This is a genomic window from Acidobacteriota bacterium, from assembly GCA_016196035.1.
Taxonomy (GTDB): Bacteria; Acidobacteriota; Blastocatellia; order RBC074; family RBC074; genus JACPYM01.
Genome location: JACPYM010000069.1, coordinates 41106 through 59433, shown reverse-complemented (window position 1 = coordinate 59433; position 18328 = coordinate 41106). Strand labels below are relative to the sequence as shown.

The 18328-nt window shown below is 58.7% G+C and carries 12 protein-coding genes; 3 read left to right on the top strand and 9 right to left on the bottom strand.

The window, feature by feature from the left end; all coding sequences use genetic code 11:
• Positions 1–27: 27 nt before the first annotated feature.
• The 9 genes from HY011_21570 to rfbB form a co-directional block, all read right to left on the bottom strand.
• Complete coding sequence (locus tag HY011_21570; GenBank protein ID MBI3425522.1) at positions 28–1458, bottom strand: DUF1501 domain-containing protein; 1431 nt, start codon at positions 1456–1458, stop codon at positions 28–30.
• Positions 1459–1529: 71 nt separating this feature from the next.
• A complete protein-coding gene (locus HY011_21565; protein MBI3425521.1) occupies positions 1530–1916 on the bottom strand; it encodes a type II toxin-antitoxin system VapC family toxin in 387 nt (128 codons plus the stop codon).
• Positions 1913–2137: a hypothetical protein gene (locus HY011_21560; protein MBI3425520.1), complete on the bottom strand. Its 225-nt coding sequence runs from the start codon at positions 2135–2137 to the stop codon at positions 1913–1915. Before HY011_21560 ends, HY011_21565 begins: the two co-directional genes overlap by 4 nt.
• A 27-nt stretch (positions 2138–2164) precedes the next feature.
• Positions 2165–3172: a PQQ-binding-like beta-propeller repeat protein gene (locus tag HY011_21555; protein MBI3425519.1), complete on the bottom strand. Its 1008-nt coding sequence runs from the start codon at positions 3170–3172 to the stop codon at positions 2165–2167.
• Positions 3173–3282: 110 nt separating this feature from the next.
• Positions 3283–5847: a DUF1553 domain-containing protein gene (locus tag HY011_21550; GenBank protein MBI3425518.1), complete on the bottom strand. Its 2565-nt coding sequence runs from the start codon at positions 5845–5847 to the stop codon at positions 3283–3285.
• Between the two features lie 149 nt (positions 5848–5996).
• Positions 5997–6839, bottom strand: coding sequence for a dTDP-4-dehydrorhamnose reductase (gene rfbD, locus HY011_21545; GenBank protein MBI3425517.1), 843 nt, complete (start codon positions 6837–6839; stop codon positions 5997–5999).
• Between the two features lie 74 nt (positions 6840–6913).
• Complete coding sequence (gene rfbC, locus HY011_21540; GenBank protein MBI3425516.1) at positions 6914–7474, bottom strand: dTDP-4-dehydrorhamnose 3,5-epimerase; 561 nt, start codon at positions 7472–7474, stop codon at positions 6914–6916.
• Complete coding sequence (rfbA, locus tag HY011_21535) at positions 7471–8361, bottom strand: glucose-1-phosphate thymidylyltransferase RfbA (GenBank protein MBI3425515.1); 891 nt, start codon at positions 8359–8361, stop codon at positions 7471–7473. The genes rfbC and rfbA overlap by 4 nt, the downstream gene beginning before the upstream one ends.
• Before the next feature lie 44 nt (positions 8362–8405).
• Positions 8406–9473, bottom strand: a complete 1068-nt coding sequence (gene rfbB, locus HY011_21530) for a dTDP-glucose 4,6-dehydratase (GenBank protein MBI3425514.1) — start codon at positions 9471–9473, stop codon at positions 8406–8408.
• A gap of 408 nt (positions 9474–9881) precedes the next feature.
• Here rfbB and HY011_21525 point away from each other — a divergent pair, with 408 nt between their 5' ends.
• The 3 genes from HY011_21525 to HY011_21515 all read left to right on the top strand — a co-directional run bounded on the left by HY011_21525 (position 9882) and on the right by HY011_21515 (position 18281).
• Entirely contained in the window at positions 9882–12839 is a 2958-nt protein-coding gene (locus HY011_21525) for a tetratricopeptide repeat protein (GenBank protein ID MBI3425513.1), read from the top strand.
• Between the two features lie 675 nt (positions 12840–13514).
• Positions 13515–14990 carry a vanadium-dependent haloperoxidase gene (locus HY011_21520; protein ID MBI3425512.1) on the top strand — a complete coding sequence of 492 codons (1476 nt, stop codon included), beginning with the start codon at positions 13515–13517 and terminating at the stop codon, positions 14988–14990.
• 192 nt (positions 14991–15182) lie between these two features.
• A complete protein-coding gene (locus HY011_21515) occupies positions 15183–18281 on the top strand; it encodes a histidine kinase (protein ID MBI3425511.1) in 3099 nt (1032 codons plus the stop codon).
• The last annotated feature ends 47 nt before the right edge of the window (positions 18282–18328 follow it).

Here is an 18328-nt window from a genome sequence, read left to right as displayed (position 1 = left end):
CAAACGTTGGCCATGCCCACAACATAATCACGCAAACACCTTCAAAATCGGATCGCCCCCAAAATTCGTCAGCCGCTGATCTCTCCCGCCGTAGTAATACGTCAGCCGCCGGTGATCCATCCCCAGCGCATGCAAGATCGTCGCGTGCAGGTCGTAAACCGAATACGGATCAACCACGGCTTTTGCCCCAAACTCGTCTGTCTCGCCCAGCATTTGGCCGCCTTTGACGCCGCCGCCGGCCAGCCACATCGAGAAGCCATAATGGTTGTGATCGCGCCCGATGCCGGATTGTGAGGTAGGCATGCGTCCGAATTCGCCGCCCCAGACGATGAGTGTGGAATCGAGCAGGCCGCGCGCTTTGAGGTCTTTGATCAGGCCGGTCATCGGGATGTCGGTTTCGGCGCAATGCAGCCGGTGATTTTCGTCAATGCCGTAATGCGCGTCCCACGATTCCTGCTGGTGGCCGCCGCCGTGGTAAAGCTGGATGAAGCGCACGCCGCGTTCGACCAAGCGGCGCGCGGTCAGGCACTGCTTGCCGAAATAGTCGGTGTGCTTTTCGCCGATGCCATAAAGCTTTTTGGTTGCGTCGGATTCTTTCGCCAAGTCAACGGCTTCGGGCGCGTGGGTCTGCATCTGGAAAGCGAGTTCATACGAAGCGATGCGCGCATCGAGGTCGCTGTTCTTGCCGTGGCGTTCTTGATGATCCTGATTGAGCTTTTGAATGAAGTCCACTTCCTGCCGCTGCAAATGCGGGTCAACCCACTTGGGCGGGTTGAGGTCTACGATAGGCACATTGCCAGAGCGGAAGGAGGTACCCTGAAACGCCGCGGGCATAAAGCCAGATGACCAGTTGGGTGCGCCGCCAATCGGGCCGCCGCGCCAGTCGTACATCACGATGTAGGCGGGCAGGTTTTGATTCTCGGTGCCCAATCCATACGTTACCCACGAACCCAAGCTGGGATTGCCGGGCCGTATGTTGCCGCTGTTCATCTGAAAGATCGCGGGCGAATGGTTGTTGCTCAGGCAATACAGCGAACGCAGCACGCACAAATCATCGGCCACGCTGCCGAGGTTGGAATACAGTTCGGAGATGTCTACGCCGCCGTGCCCGTATTTTTTGAACGCATATGGCGAGGCCATCAGGTTGCCATTTTTGTTGAACGTTTCGAGCTTGTCCAAGCCCGGCAGCGGCTGGCCGTGGTGTTTGGTCAGCATTGGCTTCGGGTCGAACAGGTCAACCTGGCTCGGCCCGCCGTACATAAACAGGAAGATGACCGATTTGGCTTTGGCCGCGAAATGCGGCGCTTTGACGGCGAGCGGATTGCCTTCGCTGTCGCGCGTGCCGGGCGTGCCAGTGGTTGGCGTCGCGGCCAGCAGCTTGTCCTGGTCGAGCAGGGAAGCGAGCGCGAGGCCGGAAAAGCCAGCGCCCGCGCGAAAGATGAGTTCGCGGCGCGACATCTGGGACGTCGAAAGTATCGGCAATGCTGAATTCGGCTCTCTAGTGGTCATTTGATTCCTCGCTAGTTGTTCTACCAGAGCGTATTGACTGGATAGCCCGCAAAGATTGCATCGGCGCTCAATAAAGTCGCCTGCTCAACCATGGATTGTGCGGCCAATAGCCGGTCAAAAGGGTCTTTGTGAACCGCTGGCAATTGATTGAGTGCCAGAACGTGTTCAAGACCGACTGGCAGCAACTTAAACTGATTCTGTTGTATTTGGTTGGCAACGATGGTTGCCAGCGACAATTGCAAGTCGAGTTTGCCCAACTGAAACTTGATCTGTATTTCCCAGGCGCTCGCCACACTGAGCAAAATTGTGTGTTGACGATTCTGCAAGATCGTGGCGACCGTCGCCGAAAGCTTGGCTGGTTCGCTGTCCCACCAAATGAACGTGTGCGTGTCGAGCAAGTACTTCAAGCTGCCCCCAGCCAGAAATCATCGGGCAATGGTTCATCGAAATCTTCGCGCATCTGCATTGCCCCGGCGTGCAATCCTGGGATGCGCGGCTGCATCGGCGCTGGCTCGGTTACCGCCAGCGATTGCACCGTCACTTGCACGGCCTCGCCATTGGCAAATGGCAGATCGTGCAAGATGACCGTACCATTCGGTGTCACTTGCGTCTCAATGGTCAACTGCATAAAACCTCTTTCAGCGGCGCACCGGGTCTAGCGAATCACTTTGCCTTTCAACCCCACTACCTGCGCCGCCACCAGATTATTGCCGAAGTTCGTCCAATCCTTAAACTGCCAGACGACTTTCTTGGTGCGTGTGACTTCGATTAGTTGCGGATTCGCTTCGGTCGCGTGCGTGTTGCCGATGATGATGTTGCCGTTGGGCAGCACTTGCAACGTCGTCATCCACGCGAAGGTGATGCCGGGCAGTTCGGTGTGGTCAATGCTCCAGACGGTCTTGCCGGCCTTGTTTACTTCGAGGATGCGGTTGTTATTGCCGCCCGCGATCAGCGTGTTGCCGTTTTTCAAGCGCACCGCGCCGAAGACTTCGACGCCGTGGCCTTCGGGGCCGTGACCGTCAGAGCGCGGGCGGTCGCCCAATTCCAGCGCGTATTCCCAGACGATCTTGCCGGTCGCGTCGTATTCGCGCACCTTGCCTTCGCCTTCCTGGCACACGAGGTAATGACCGTTGTCGAGTTTGCGCACCATGCGCGTGTCGCGGTGCGAGTTCGATTTGACGACAGTCAGCGGCACCACTTTGACGATTTTGTCTTGCTTGTCCACTTCGATCAGGCGGCTGTTGCCACTTTCAGAGATCAGCGTATTGCCGTCTTTCAGTCGTTGATACGAATGAATCTCAACCTTGCCGGTATAACCTTCTTTCGGCTTTGACTCGTGTTTCCAAACGACCTCTTTGGCCTTGTTGACTTCGACGACGGTGGTGTAGCCGGTCTGGAAGAGCACGTTGCCGTTGTCCAGCATTTGGATGTCGTGAATCTCGCGCGCGTCGGGATTGGGCACTTCCCATTCGACTTCGCCTTTAGCGTTGACGATGGCGACGTGCTTTTTGTCAGCGCCCAGCACGCGATAGTCTTTGCCTTGGGCGAATACCGATTGCAACGGCGCGGTCACCGCCAACAACACAGCCACAGTCAAAATCAGTCGTTTCACTTGATGCTCCGTTTCTTTTCCCACGAAGTCACACGAAGCAGCATGAAGCATTCAAACAGTCTTCGTGTACCCTCGCGCGCCGTCGTGGGAGGGGTTTCAGTTTATGCCAGGATACCAATGAGCAGGTTGACCAACACTTATTTCGTCGAAATTACCCGCTCTCAATCCACATACAAAAACTCATTCAGATTGATCAACGCATGACAGAAGTCGCGCAGCGCCGCCGCCGCCGGTTTCTCGTTCTTCCGCTCAGCATACCCGGCCGTTTGCGTGTGGGTGAAAGCGAGCGCCCACTGCATCTCTTTCACACTCGGCGTGCGGCTCAGCGCCAGTTGGAAGGCGCGGCGCACCTGCGCGCGTGGTTGCGCGCCCGCTTCCTTTGCAACACGCTCGGCCAGGAAACCGGCCTGTTCCAGCACGAATTGATTGTTCATCAATGCCAACGCTTGTGGCGAGACGGTCGAGGTCGAACGCACGGGCGCGGGCGACACGGTAATCGGGCAATCAAAGACTTCGAGCATCGGCACCAGCACGGAGCGTTTGACGAAGATGTAAACGCTGCGGCGGAAGGTCGCGTGTTCGTCCTTGGCGTCCAGCGGCCAGCGCGGGCGCGAGCCGGTGTTGATGATGTCGGGGTCAATGCGCGGATACACGCCGGGGCCGTACATCTCGGTGTTGAGCTTGCCGGTGACGGCCAGGATGCTGTCGCGCAAGACTTCGGCTTCGATGCGGCGCGGATTGAAGCGCCAGAGCAGGCGATTCTCATTGTCTTTGGCGGCCTTGGCCTCATCGAATTGAGAAGCCTGGCGATAGGTGTTTGAGAACAGCATCCGCCGGTGCATGGCCTTCCAACTCCAACCCTGCTTGACGAATCCGATGGCGAGCCAGTCCAGCAATTCGGGGTGGCTGGGGCGGTCGCCCGTCGCGCCGAAATCGCTAGGCGTGCGCACAATGCCTTTGCCAAAGTGGTATTGCCAGATGCGATTGACCGCGACGCGCGCCGTCAACGGGTTGTCGGGGCTGGCGATGAATTCGGCCAGTTGCTGGCGGCGGTTGGCGGGCGCGAGGTCTTTGCCGTCGCTGACGATAAGAGGCACGCCGGGCGAAACCGCCGCGCCTTTGTTGTGCCAGTCGCCGCGTTCGAGCAGGTAGGCCTGTTTGGGCTGCTCTTCGTCGGTCACGCCCATCGCGGCGTCCAGCGGTTTGGGGCGCTGGTTGTTGATGGCGTCCATTTGTTTTTGCAGCTCCTTGCGGCGTTGCAAGTCGGCGGGCGCGAGTTCGGCTTCGATCTCTTCGGCTTGCAGGTTGACTTCCTTTTTCAAGCGCTGGGCGGTTTCGGCGCGAAACTGCTCTTCGGTCAGTTCGCCAAAGCCGGAGGAGTTTTTGGCGAGCTTGACGTGGAATTCGACTTTTTCGCGCATCAGTTTTTCACGCACCGGCTTTTCGATTTCGGCGATCTGCTGGCGAAAGGGCCGCACCTTTTCATCGAATTCTTTGTTGAGGTTTTTGAAGGCTTCCTGTTCGGCAGCCGTGGCAAAGGTCTTTTCGGTTTTCTTGAAGGGGAAGAAGACGGCTTGCAGCCGGTAATAATCGCGCTGCGGAATCGGGTCGTATTTGTGATCGTGGCAGCGCGCGCAACCCACCGTCAGCCCCATCAACACCGATGAAGTCGTCGCCACCATGTCGTCCAATTCGTCGGTGCGCGTCTCTTCGTTGTTGGCGTTGTCCACCGTCGGCCCGTTGCGGCAAAAGCCGGTCGGGATCAGCGCCTCCGGTTTATCCGCTTTGTCAGCACCTGCTAGTTGATCGTTGGCCAATTGCTCGCGGATGAATTGATCGTAGGGCTTGTCGGCGTTGAACGCCTTGATCACGTAATCGCGATAATGCCAGGCGTGCGGGCGGTCGTAATCGAATTCATAACCGCCGCTGTCGGCATAGCGCGCCAGATCGAGCCAGTGGCGGCCCCAGCGTTCGCCGTAATGCTCGCTTGCCAGCAGTTTCTCTACGACTTGACGATACGCCTGATCTGAAGGGTTCTTCAAAAACGCCGCCATCTCTTCGGGCGTCGGCGGCAAGCCGATCAAATCGAAATAAACGCGCCGCAACAATTCGCGCGGCGGGGCGGCGGGCGCAGGTTCCAAGCCATTCGCTTCCAGTTTGGCGAGCACAAAAGCGTCAATCTCGTTGCGTACCCAAGCCTGATTTTTGACCGCCGGCACGCTTGGGCGCACCGGTTTGACGAATGACCAGAACTGGCGGTCTTTGCCGGTGATGCTATAGCCAGGCTTGCGTGTGGGCGGACCGGTTTCAACGTGATTGGTTGCGGCCACGGGTGTCAGTTTCGTGATCCATTCGGCAATCACAGCCAGGTCGGCGTCGCTGAGCTTGTCACCGCCGTAAGGCATCGCTGGCTCTTCTTTATGCGCGACCATGCGATAGAGCACACTCTTGTCCGGCGCGCCGGGCACGACCGCCGGGCCGCGCGTGCCGCCTTTCAAGATGGCTTCTTCAGTGCGCAGATCAAGCCGCCCGCGCTGGATTTGCGCGCCGTGGCAACCGGCGCAATTGGCCGCGAAGATGGGCAGCACTTTTTGCTTGAAGAATTCAGTGGTCTGCGCGGCGGCCGTTTCCGGTCGGTACGTTTGCGTCGCAAAGAAACAAGCGGCGACCAAAAGGGCGACCAGCATTAACTTATAGGTGCGGCGACTCAGCGCGTATCTTGGCATCGAGCAACTCCAAAAAATTCGATTGTTGGTTTGGTATCGAGGAATGCAACGCCGCCAGCGCAGCGCGTGGTTATACCAGCGGCCACAAATTATGCCGGTTGCGCGGCAGTGTCAATCTGGTGAATGGCTGGTGCGCGGTTTGAAAAGGATTAGCGGTTGCGCCGCATCAGCCAAACGAATTCGGCCAGCCCCTCTTCCCACGGCGGCAGCAAAATCTGTGGGTCTTGCAGCGTCGTCAGTACCGCGTATTTCGGGCGCTTAGCTGGGCGCGGGTACTCTTCGCTTTTGACCGGATACACGGGCAGCGTGATCGTGCTGCGGTAATACAACTCGTTGGTCAGTTCGTACCAACTGGCGCTGCCTTGTCCGGCCAGGTGATAGGTGCCGTAAGCATCGGTCTGAATCAATTGCGCCAGCGCCTGTGCCAGATGCGGGGCGTAAGTCGGCGAACCGTACTGATCGTTGACCACGCGCACGTGTTCAACCTCCGGCTTGGCCGCTTGCGCCAGCATCGTCAACGGGAAGTTTTTGCCATCCGTTGAATAAAGCCAGGCGGTGCGCGCGATGTAGTGGCGCGGGTTAAACAGCGCGACCTGCTGTTCGCCGGCGAGCTTGCTGCGGCCATAGAGGGACTGCGGATTGACCGGGTCGAATTCGTGCAGCGGACGTTTGCCCGTGCCGTCAAACACGTAATCGGTCGAAACGTGCAGCAACGGCACATCGGCCTCGCCCGTCGCCAGCGCCAGGTTGCGCGCGCCTAAGGCGTTGATGCGATAGGCGGATTCTTGATCTTCCTCCGCGCCGTCTACGTTGGTGTAGGCCGCCGTGTTGATGACGGCATCGGGTTTGTGCCAGTCGAGCGCGTCGCGCACCAGATTGAGTTTGGTAATGTCGAGTTGCGTGCGCGTGAGCGGGATGGATTCGTGGCCGAGCAAGGCTTTGGGCAGCACGCGCGCGAGTTGTCCGTTGGCTCCGGTGATGAGGATTTTCATGAACAGTAGTCGGTAGTCGGTAGTCGGTAGTCGGCAACTAAACCTAAAGCCCTTTCAAAGCTGCTGACTACCGACTACTTTTCAAACTGCGGCAAGACTGCCAGCAATTCCGCCAGTGGCTTGCCTTGTTGATCTTTCTTTGAGAGCAGCGATGCGTCCGGCAAATCCGGCCATTGAATGCCGAGCGCCCGATCGTTCCACAACACTGTGATCTCGCTGGCCGGATCATAAATGTCCGTGCATTTGTATTCGACCTGCGCAACTTCACTGGTGACGCAAAAGCCGTGAGCAAAACCGGGCGGTACATAAATCTGCCGGAAGTTTTCGGCTGTCAACCATGCGCCCATCCATTTGCCAAAGTGTGGCGAGCCGCGCCGGATGTCCACGGCGACGTCGAAAATCTCGCCTTCGATCACACGGATCAATTTGCCTTGGGGGCGGGCCAGTTGGGCGTGCAGTCCGCGCAACGTACCGCGCGCCGAACGCGAATGATTGTCTTGCACGAAGACCGCGTCAACGCCGCCCGCCGCGTACTTTTCGCGCTGGTAGGTTTCCAGAAAGAAGCCGCGTTCATCACGCCAGACTTGCGGCTCGATCAGGATGACGCCGGGCAAATCGGTCGGCAGGAATTTCATTGCAGGTGCGCCTCCTGTTCAGCTTGTTGCAGCATGCGCAACAGGTATTGCCCGTATTCGTTTTTGCGCATCGGCTCGGCGATACGCGCCACATCCGCCGCCGTCATCCAGCCATTGTGAAAGGCGATCTCTTCCAGACACGCGGCCATCAAGCCCTGCCGTTCCTGCAAGGTTTGAATGAAGCTGGACGCCTGTTGCAACGATTCGTGCGTCCCGGTGTCGAGCCAGGCGATGCCGCGTCCGAGCTTCTCGACGTGCAACGCGCTCCATTCCAGGTATTGCTTGTTCACGTCGGTGATTTCCAGTTCGCCGCGTGGCGATGGCTTCAGATCGCGCGCCACGTCGAGCACGCGATTGTCGTAAAAGTACAAGCCCGTCACCGCCCAGTGCGAACGCGGAGCCTTGGGTTTTTCTTCCAGACTGACAGCGCGCCCGTCGGCGGCGAATTCGACCACGCCGTAACGTTCGGGATCGCGGACTTGATAGGCGAAGACAGTCGCGCCGTCCTGGCGTTGCGCCGCGCGCCGCAAATCATCCGGCAGCCCGTGGCCGTAAAAAATGTTGTCGCCGAGCACGAGGGCTACGTTGTCATTGCCGACGAACTCGCGCCCGATGATGAAGGCTTGCGCCAAACCATCGGGGCTGGGTTGCACGGCGTAGTTCAGATTGAAGCCGTATTGCGAGCCGTCGCCCAACAAGCGCGTGAATTGCGCCTGATCTTGCGGCGTCGTGATGACCAGAATGTCGCGGATGCCCGCCAGCAGCAGCGTCGAGAGCGGGTAATAGATCATCGGCTTATCGTAAATCGGCAGCAGTTGTTTGCTGACCGCGAGCGTAATTGGATAGAGCCGTGTGCCGGAGCCGCCGGCGAGGATAATGCCTTTCATAAAAAAGTAGTCAGTAGTCAGTAGTCAGTAGTCAGTAGGTGCTTTTAAGCTGCGCCTAAACGTTGGCGTTCATACTTGCCCGCCAAGACGGTCTCGCACCAGTCGCGATTGTCGAAATACCACCGCACCGTCTTCGCCAACCCGCTTTCAAAATCGTATTTCGGCTGCCAGCCCAACTCCGCGCGAATCTTGCCGGCGTCAATTGCATATCGTTTATCGTGTCCGGGCCGGTCGGCGACGAAGGTTTTGAGTTCGAGATAGCTGGTCTTGCCTTGCGCTTGCAACGCGGCGTTCTCAGCAGCGGGCAAAACCTTTTCAACCTCGGCGCAGAGGCGCTCCACGATTTGCAGGTTGGTGCGTTCGTTGCCGCCGCCGATGTTGTATTTCTCGCCCGACACGCCGCGTTGCAAGGCCAGCAGGATGCCGCTGCAATGGTCTTCGACATAGAGCCAGTCGCGGATGTTGCCGCCGTCGCCGTAAATCGGCAGCGGCTTGCCTTCGAGGGCGTTGGTCAGCATCAACGGGATCAGCTTTTCGGGGAATTGATACGGGCCGTAGTTGTTTGAGCAATTCGTGATGATCGTCGGCAGGCCAAAGGTCTCGTGCCAGGCGCGCACCAGATGATCGGCGCAGGCCTTCGACGCGGCATACGGCGAATTGGGTGCATAAGGCGTTGTCTCGGCAAATAGCCCCGTGTCGCCCAACGTGCCATAAACCTCATCCGTCGAAACGTGCAGGAAGCGGAAAGCCGCCTGTTGCGCCGTGTCCAACCCGCGCACGTATTTGCGGGCGGTTTCAAGTAACACGAACGTGCCGGTGATGTTGGTTTCGATGAAGGGCGACGGATCGTCAATCGAACGATCCACGTGCGATTCGGCGGCGAAATTGATGACGGCGGTGGGTTGGTGCTCGGCAAACACCTGCGACATTGCCGCGCGGTCGGCGATGTCGGCTTCGATGAACGTTACGCGCGGATCGTCGAGCACGGCACCTAGATTGGCTTTGTTCCCGGCGTAAGTCAGCTTGTCCACGATGACCAACTGCGCGTTGGTTTGCGCCAGCACGTAATGCACAAAGTTCGTGCCGATAAAGCCTGCGCCACCTGTGACGATCCATTTATCTTGATTGCTTGGGGTCTCTGACAAAACAGAAATCTCCTTGCTCTTAGCTTGCAATGCGGGGTGAATTGAAGCGGTGTTGTTGATTGAAGCAGGCGCATAAATTACACGCTGACTGCCCGAATGTCCAAACCTGGGTACGCACCGCTTCCAGCGTGCGGTCTCGGCATGAAGCGAATCCCTGCCGGTAGGTTTGCGTCTTTCGCCGAGGCTGCACGCTGGAAGCGGTGCGTACCCAGGTTTGCCCTGGCTTGCTTAATTTCTTGCCATGGCTCTACATTCACCCCGAACATTCTCCAAATAAAATCATAAAAACCAGTTTGAACAGTTGCTTTGCCTCCGTTGCAGCTTCCTATGGCAAGTAGGGGTCAGACATGTGGCATTGCGTTGGAGTCCAAGGAAATGCAAAGTGGTCTTCTATCTACTGAGAACGCACGTTTAACCAAATTGCTCGCCATCGGCTTCTTAGTGCTATTGCTCAATAGCTCCTATCTGGCGGCCTTTGGGTTTCCGACCCTCTTTTACATCGCCAACATCGGGCTACACTTCATCGGCGGCTGGGTGCTGTTGATGCTGTTCCTACGCCTCTTGACGCGCACTTGGTCGGAGTTGGGTGCGCCCTTTCGGTTGAGCGCGTTGATCCTGCTGTTAAGCGGCGGTTTGGGCTTAGCCATTCTCGCCTTTGGCGCAGTGATGCCGTTTTTGGTCGCGCGCAAGCCGTTGCATTGGGTGGCAACAGCGCACGTGATCACGGGCGTCGTGGGTGTGTTGGCGCTGGCCTTTGCGTTGTTGCGGCAACACGCGAGCAGTCCGAAATTTGCGCGGGCATTTGGCGGTGTATTAGCCGTGGCGTTGCTGTTCCCGGTCGTGGCGGGCTATTACCAAAAATACACGCGCGCCAGCCGTGATTACATCGTGAATCCGACCAATGCACCGCTGGCAATGGAAGGCGAAGGCGCGGGGCCGCAGAGTCCGTTCTGGCCATCGTCGGCGAATACCAACGTCAACGGCATCATCCCGGCGAACTTTTTCATGACTTCGCAATCGTGCGCGCGTTGCCACAAAGAAATTTACGATCAATGGAATTCGTCGGCGCACCACATGTCTTCGTTCAACAATCAGTGGTACCGCAAATCCATTGAATACATGCAGGATGTCGTCGGCACCCAGCCGTCGAAATGGTGCGCGGGTTGCCACGATCACGCGGTCTTTTTCAACGGGCGCTTTGATAATCCGATCAAGAACCAGATCAACACTCCCGAAGCGCAGAACGGCTTGGGCTGTCTGTCGTGCCATTCCATTGTGCACGTCAACAGTTCGATGGGGAATGGCGGTTTCGAGATCGAATACCCCACGCTGCACGATATGGCGACCAGCGAAAACAAGGTGCTGCAATGGGGCCACGACTTTCTGACTTACGCCAACCCGGAGATGCACACCAAGACCTTCATCAAGCCGTTTATGCGCGAGAACACGCCGGAATACTGCGCGTCGTGCCACAAGGTGCATCTCGACAAACCGGTGAATGGGTATCGCTGGTTCCGTGGCTTCAATGATTACGACAACTGGCAGGCGTCGGGCGTGTCGGGGCAGGGCGCGCGGGCGTTTTACTATCCCGACAAACCGAAGAAGTGCGCCGAATGCCACATGCCGCTGATTGATTCCAAAGACCCGGCGGCCAAGAACGGCAAGATCAAATCGCACCGCTTCCCGGCGGCCAACACGGCGCTGCCCTTTGTCAACGGCGATCAGGCGCAGTTGAAAGCCACACAGGATTTCCTCAAAGACAAGCAGGTCACGGTGGACATCTTCGCGATGACGCCGGGCGCGCCGGTTTCAGAAAAAGCTGAAGTCAAAGAATTGAAACGCGCGACGGGCGAAGATCAGCAACTGGCCTCGATGTTCGCGGTCGGCGAGGAATCGGCCAGCTTTGGCGCGGCGCAGGCCTTCATCACCAAACCGGTTGAAGTGATCGCGCCGTTGAATAAAGTCGCCAACGCCACGGTACGGCGCGGCGATTCGATGCGCGTCGAAGTCGTCGTGCGCACGCGCAAGGTCGGCCACTTTTTTCCCGGCGGCACGGTGGATGGCTTTGACGTGTGGGTCGAGTTGGAAGCTTTCGACAACACGGGCAAGAAGATTTTCTGGAGTGGTGAAGTCACCGACGGCGGCAAGGGGCCGGTCGAGCCAGGCGCGCATTTCTATCGTTCGCTGATGCTGGATGAGCAGGGCAATCCGATCAACAAACGCAATGCCTGGGCCGCGCGCACGGTCGCTTATGTGCGGCTGGTGCCGCCGGGCGCGGCGGATACGATTCACTATCGGTTGAACATCCCGGCGGATTGCGGCGATCAGATCACGCTCAAGGCCAAGGTCAACTATCGGAAATTCAACTGGTGGAATACGAATTGGTCATACGCGGGCGTGCGCGATCCGCAACAGACCGATTTGCAGGTCGGCCCCGGTTTCGATAACGGGCGCTGGTTGTTCACGGGCGACACGTCGGGTGTGTCGGGTGGATTGAAGGCGATTCCGAATCTGCCCATCACGGTGATGGCTGAAGACACCGTTGCCCTGCGCGTCATCAATTCAGGCAAGGGGGCCAAAGACAAATTGCCGGAAATGAAATCTGTGCTGTCGCCCGACGTGCGCGAACGCTGGAACGATTACGGCATCGGCCTGTTGCTGCAAGGCGATTTGAAAGGTGCGGAAAACGTCTTCCTGAAAGTCACGCAAATGGAACCGGGCTACGCCGATGGCTGGGTCAACGTCGCGCGCGCGCGCATTCAGGAAGGCGAGATGGAAGCAGCGGCGGAAGTTTTGCAAAAGGCACTGGCGCTCAATCCACGACTGGCCAAGACGAATTTCTTTTACGCGCTGACCTTAAAAGCGGCGGGGAAATACGACGAGGCGCTGAAGTATCTGAACGTGGCCCTCGAACAATATCCGCGTGACCGCGTTGTGCAAAACACGCTGGGCCGCGTGCTGTTTTTGCAGCGCCGCTATCCAGAGGCTGTCAACGCCTTGCACAAAGTCCTGGGCATTGATCCCGAAGATTTGCAGGCGCATTACAACCTGATGCTCTGCTATCAGGGCTTGGGCAAGGCAGATGAAGCCAAGCGCGAAGAGACGTTATATCGCCGCTTCAAAGCTGACGAATCCGCACAAGCGATCACCGGCCCATATCGCAAATTGCATCCCGAAGACAACAACGAACGACAACAGATTCACGAACACCTAACCGTCGCGCTAGGCCCGCCCGCCAAGCCCGCGCTGTCAAATAAGAGTGCGGCGGCGCTCTCGCGGAATGACCGGACGGCGGCAGTGCGCCCGCGCAAATTGGCGGCAGCCTTGCGCTGAAACAGAGCGCGGCATGATCTGCGCGCGCCGCGCTACGTTGGCAGGCGTTTAGTCAAAAAATCTGTTGCAGAGATTTTTACAGTTGTGCAATCATCCGCACGTTTGAGGGCATTTATCATCCCCGCATAATTAAAAAATTGCTTCGGGTCCGCTCTCATTTTTGGTGCCTGCCCTCTTTATGCTGCTGAGTAAACACATCCCTCGTCACCTTACTCTCCATTGTGAACTTGATGTTTGTGGCAGTCGCAATATGATCTTCCACGCTTGGCGCGAACAGCGGCGCACGTTTGACGAGCGCTTGCAGCTTCGCGGTATATGTTCGTGTGCCAGACTCGTAGCGCGATTTGCTCACCCGTCAAATAACCAAGTCCCTCTTCACGCAAGGAGTATCAAATGAAGAAGCGCAATTTAACGGCGGACGCCAGCGCTGCAACAGCGCCCACCACGCCCGCCACCACAGATTCGTCTACCGCACAACCTGCCCTTGAAATCTCATCCAGTCGCCGTAAGTTCCTGGGTGCTGTCGGCGGTGCTACTGCCGCGACCATTGCCGCCGGGATGTCTGCGCAACCGGCGTTAGCGCAATTCGGCGGCGTCCAGCGTACCGTACCGACGTGCGACGATCCGAATTTTCCCTTCGGCACCGAACCCGCCTCGTTGGCTTCGAACCGCTACATGAAAGCGTACAAGTGCCGCACGGCGGCGGCGAAGTTGGCGCGCGAACGTTCAATTGTTTCGCATATCAGCAATGGCGACGACACGCTGTATGCCAATAAGATTGGTAGTTACACCAAGGGCTTGCCGCACAACCAACTGGGCGAAGTAGACCCGGCCGCTTATGCCACCCTCGCGCGCGCGCGGGAAACCGAGAACCCGGCGCTTTTTGAACAAATCACTCTCGGCCTCGGTCGCAAGCTAACTAGCCCGCAAGCCGGTTTGGCGATGGATTTGGAAGGGGCCGATTCGCATCACGTCACATTGCCGCCACCGCCAACCCTGGCGAGTGCCGAAGAGGCAGGTGAAATGGTCGAGTTGTATTGGATGGCCCTCACGCGCGACGTCAACTTCAACGACTATGGCAATGATCCGCTCATCGCACGCGCGGTAGCAGAGCTTTCTACCATGTCCGATTTTCGCGGGCCGAAAGTGAGCGGGAAAGTCACGCCCGGCACAATCTTCCGCAACAGCACGCCGGGCGATCTGACAGGCCCCTGGCTCTCGCAATTTCTGACGCTGGACTTCAACTTCGGCGCCAACTTTGTTTCGCAGAAAATGAAGACCGTAGTCGCCGGCGTGGATTACCAAACAAAGTATCAAGACTGGCTGGACGTGCAGAACGGGGCCGATCCGAGCGCCACTATCCAATACGATCCGACGCCCCGGTATATCCGCAATCTGCGCGACATGGCGCAGTGGGTGCACGTGGATGCGCTTTACCAAGCCTATCTGCATGCCTGTCTGATCATGATGGGACAGGGCGCGCGCCTCGATCCGGGCTTGCCGCTGTACGACTCCAAAACCCAGGCGCCATTCGCGCAATGTGGCGGGCCGCACATTCTCAGTTTGGTGTGCGAAGTGGCGACACGCGCGCTCAAGGCCGTCTGGTATCAGAAATGGTTCGTCCATCATCGTCTCCGTCCGGAGGAATTTGGCGGGCGCGTGCATAACCACCTGACTGGCGCGGCGCGTTACCCGCTGCATCCGGACGTACTGGCTTCGCGTGCAGTGGCTGACACCTTCAGCAAGTACGGCACCTATCTGTTCCCCACGGCGTTTGCCGAAGGCAGCCCGACCCATTCGTCGTATGGTTCCGGCCACGCGACAGTCGCCGGGGCCTGTGTGACGGCGCTGAAAGCGTTCTTCGACGAGACGGACGTCGTCAAGAATCCAATGATGGTGAATGCCGACGGGACTGGCCTCATCCCCTACGAAGGCCCACCGTTGACCATTGGCGGCGAACTCAACAAGGTCGCTTCCAACGTCGCCAATGGCCGCAATGGCGCAGGCGTGCATTGGCGCACCGATGCCGTCAATTCGCTCAGACTCGGCGAAGCGGTCACCATCGCCATCCTGGAAGAGCAGAAGCTCACTTACAACGACAACGTTGAGATGACGCTGACCAAGTTCGATGGCACCAAGATCACGATCTAGGCCAGGCGCTTAACTGGTTGTTGGTGTGAAACTCCAAGCCGCCCGTTGCCAGTCAGCGGGCGGCTTGCCTGTTTTGGCGCTGCTATTGGTCTTGTCTCGGTGGCTTTGGTTCATCAACACTTGCTGGCAGCAGCCGTTCAAGCATAGTCTGACGCCCGCACCAATTCTCCGTTAAGCACATTTGCTAAACCAATGCCGCGTCTGCGTCCCGTCATGCTCTGCGCACTCACCCTGGTGCTCGCCGGTTTGGCGCAGCGCGGCCAAATTGTGTGGACGCCGGTGCGTGCGCAAAGCCAGCCGCAAGCCCCCGCACAATTCGGCCTGGCGAGTTGGCAGACCGAACAGGGCTTGCCGCAAAACACTGTGCAGGCCATCTTGCAAACACGCGCTGGTTACCTCTGGCTCGGTACCAAGGAAGGGTTGGCGCGTTTTGACGGGCTGCGCTTTGTGGTCTTCGACAAACAGAACACGCCGCAACTGCCGCATAACCAGATTCGCGGGCTGTTTGAAGACCGCGCCGGACGCCTGTGGATCAGCACGCCGGGCGGGTTGGTGTTGTATGCCAACGGCCATTTCCAACCCTTTACCACGCGGGACGGATTGTCGAGTAACAACATCTGGTCGGTGTATGAAGACCGCGCGGGCAGCCTCTGGATTGCCACGCCGAATGGGTTGAACCGTTATCGCGAGGGCCAGTTTACGGCCTTCACGACGCGCGATGGGTTGTCGCACAACAGCATCGAGACCTTGCTGGCAGACCGCAGCGGCGCGCTTTGGATCGGCACGCTGGATGGATTGAACCGCTTCAAAGACGGCACTTTCACGCGCTTTGGCACGCCGGAGGGTTTGGCCGGATCAACGATCAAGACGCTCTTTGAAGATCAACAGGGCCGCCTGTGGATCGGCACGCCGGAGGGTTTGTCGGTCTGGAGCAACGGCAAATTTCAGAGCTTCACCACGCGCGCGGGGTTGGCGCACAACAGCGTCACGGTCATCGCGCAAGACCAGGCGGGGCGGCTGTGGTTCGGCACGCCCGGCGGATTGCAACAATGGTATGACGGCAAGTTTCAGAGCTTCACCACGCGCCAGGGCTTGCCCGACAAGCGTGTCGAAGCGTTGCAGGAAGATAAACAGGGCGGACTTTGGATTGGCACACGCGGCGGCTTGGCGCACTGGCAAGACGGCGTCTTGACCACCTTCACCGAACGCGAGGGGCTTTCGAGCAATCTGGTGCTGGCGCTTTTTGAAGACCGCGAGGGCAGTTTGTGGGTGGGCACCGAAGCGGGCGGTCTGAATCTGATCAAGCACAAAAAGTTCACTACCCACACCACACGCCAGGGCCTGTCGGCCAATTTGGTCAGGGCCGTTTTCGAAGACCGCGCGGGCCATCTCTGGGTCGGCACGCAGGAAGGTTTGAACCGGTTGAAAGATGGACGCTGGACGGCGTTCACGACCAAAGACGGCTTGGCCAGCAATGACGTGTTGGCGCTTTGCGATGATCGCGCGGGCAATCTCTGGATCGGCACACCGCAGGGCTTGCAGCGGTTTCGCCAAGGCCGCTTTACCACATTCACTGTGCGCGATGGCTTGGCGGACGATTACATCCGTTCGCTGTACGCAGACCGCGCGGGCAATTTGTGGATCGGCACGCGGCGCGGCCTGACGCGCTGGCAGAACGGCCAATTCACGGCGTATACGATGCTCGACGGCCTGGCGAATGATCTGGTCGGCGCGCTCTGCGAAAGCCGCGATGGCAGCTTGTGGATCGGCACCTTGGGCGGCTTGAGCCGTTTCAAAGACGGCCAGTTCACCAACTATACGACTGCTACAGGGCTGTCGAGCGAGGTCGTGATCGCGCTTTACGAAGACGCGCCGGGCAATCTGTGGATCGGGACGCACGGCGGCGGTTTGAACCTGTTCAAAGAGGGCCGGTTCACGCACTTCACCGTCAAAGACGGCTTGGCCGATGACGTGATCTATCAGATTCTGGAAGATGGCCAGGGCCAGCTCTGGCTGAGTTCCAACAAAGGCGTCATGCGCGTCAGCCGCCAGGCGTTGGAAACGCGCCAACCAAACGAAACGCAGCCGTTGCCTGTAGTGAGTTACGGCACCGCCGACGGCCTGGAAACGCGCGAATGCAGCGGCGGTGGGCATCCGGCAGGGGCCAGGACGCGCGACGGACGGCTCTGGTTTGCCACGCTCAAAGGCGTCGCGGCAATTGATCCCGCCCAGCTAGTGATCAACGATCAACCGCCGCCGGTCGCCATCGAACAGGTCAGCGTGGATGACGCCGTGTTTTATCCTGGCGCGCCGCTGGTCTTGCCGCCGGGACAAACGCGCTTTGAGTTTTACTACGCTGGGTTGAGTTTCGCCGCGCCGCAGCAGGTCAAGTTCAGCTACAAGCTGGAAGGCTTCGATCCCGCTTGGATTGACGCCGGGACGCGGCGGCTGGCGTCGTATACCAACGTGCCCGCCGGGCATTACCGCTTCCGCGTGCTGGCTTGCAACAATGACGGTGTCTGGAACGAAACGGGCGCGGCGTTCGAGTTTTACCTGAAGCCGCATTTCTATCGCACCTATTGGTTTTATGGCCTGTGTTTGCTGAGCCTCGTCGCCTTTGTCTTCGCTTGGAACCGCACGCGCGTCCGCCGTGTTGAACGCGAATTCGCCGCCGTACTGGCCGAGCGCACACGCATCGCCCGCGAGATTCACGACACGTTGGCGCAGAGTTTCGCGGGGCTTTCGGTGCAACTCGAATTGGTGGCGCGCTTGCTGGAACGCGCCCCGGCGGCGGCCAAAACACAGCTTGATCAGGCCCGCGAACTGGCGCGCGCGAGTCTGGCCGAAGCGCGCCGCTCTGTCTGGGATTTGCGTTCGCCGACACTTGAGGGCAGCGACTTGCCCGCCGCGCTGGCTGAAACCGCCAAACGCCTGGTCGCGGGCACCAACGTACAAGCGCATGTCGAAGTGCACGGTGCCTATCGCCCGCTGAGTCCTGCCGTCGAAGACCAACTGTTGCGTATCGGACAGGAAGCAATGACCAATGCGCTCAAACACGCGGGCGCCACGCAATTGAATTTGCAACTCGAGTTTGAAGCGCGCCGGTTGCGCTTCAGCGTGCGCGATAACGGCTGTGGCTTCGAGGTCGCCACGAAATTGGGCAGCCCCAACGGCCATTTCGGCTTGGTCGGCATCCGCGAACGTGTCGAACAATTGGGAGGGGGATTTGAGTTGAAGAGCCAGCCGAATGAAGGCACAGAGGTGATTGTCGAAGTGCCGCTTAACGGATAATCCTGGGAGCGCGGGCAGGGATGCCCGCGCTCCCAGGGAATGGCGAG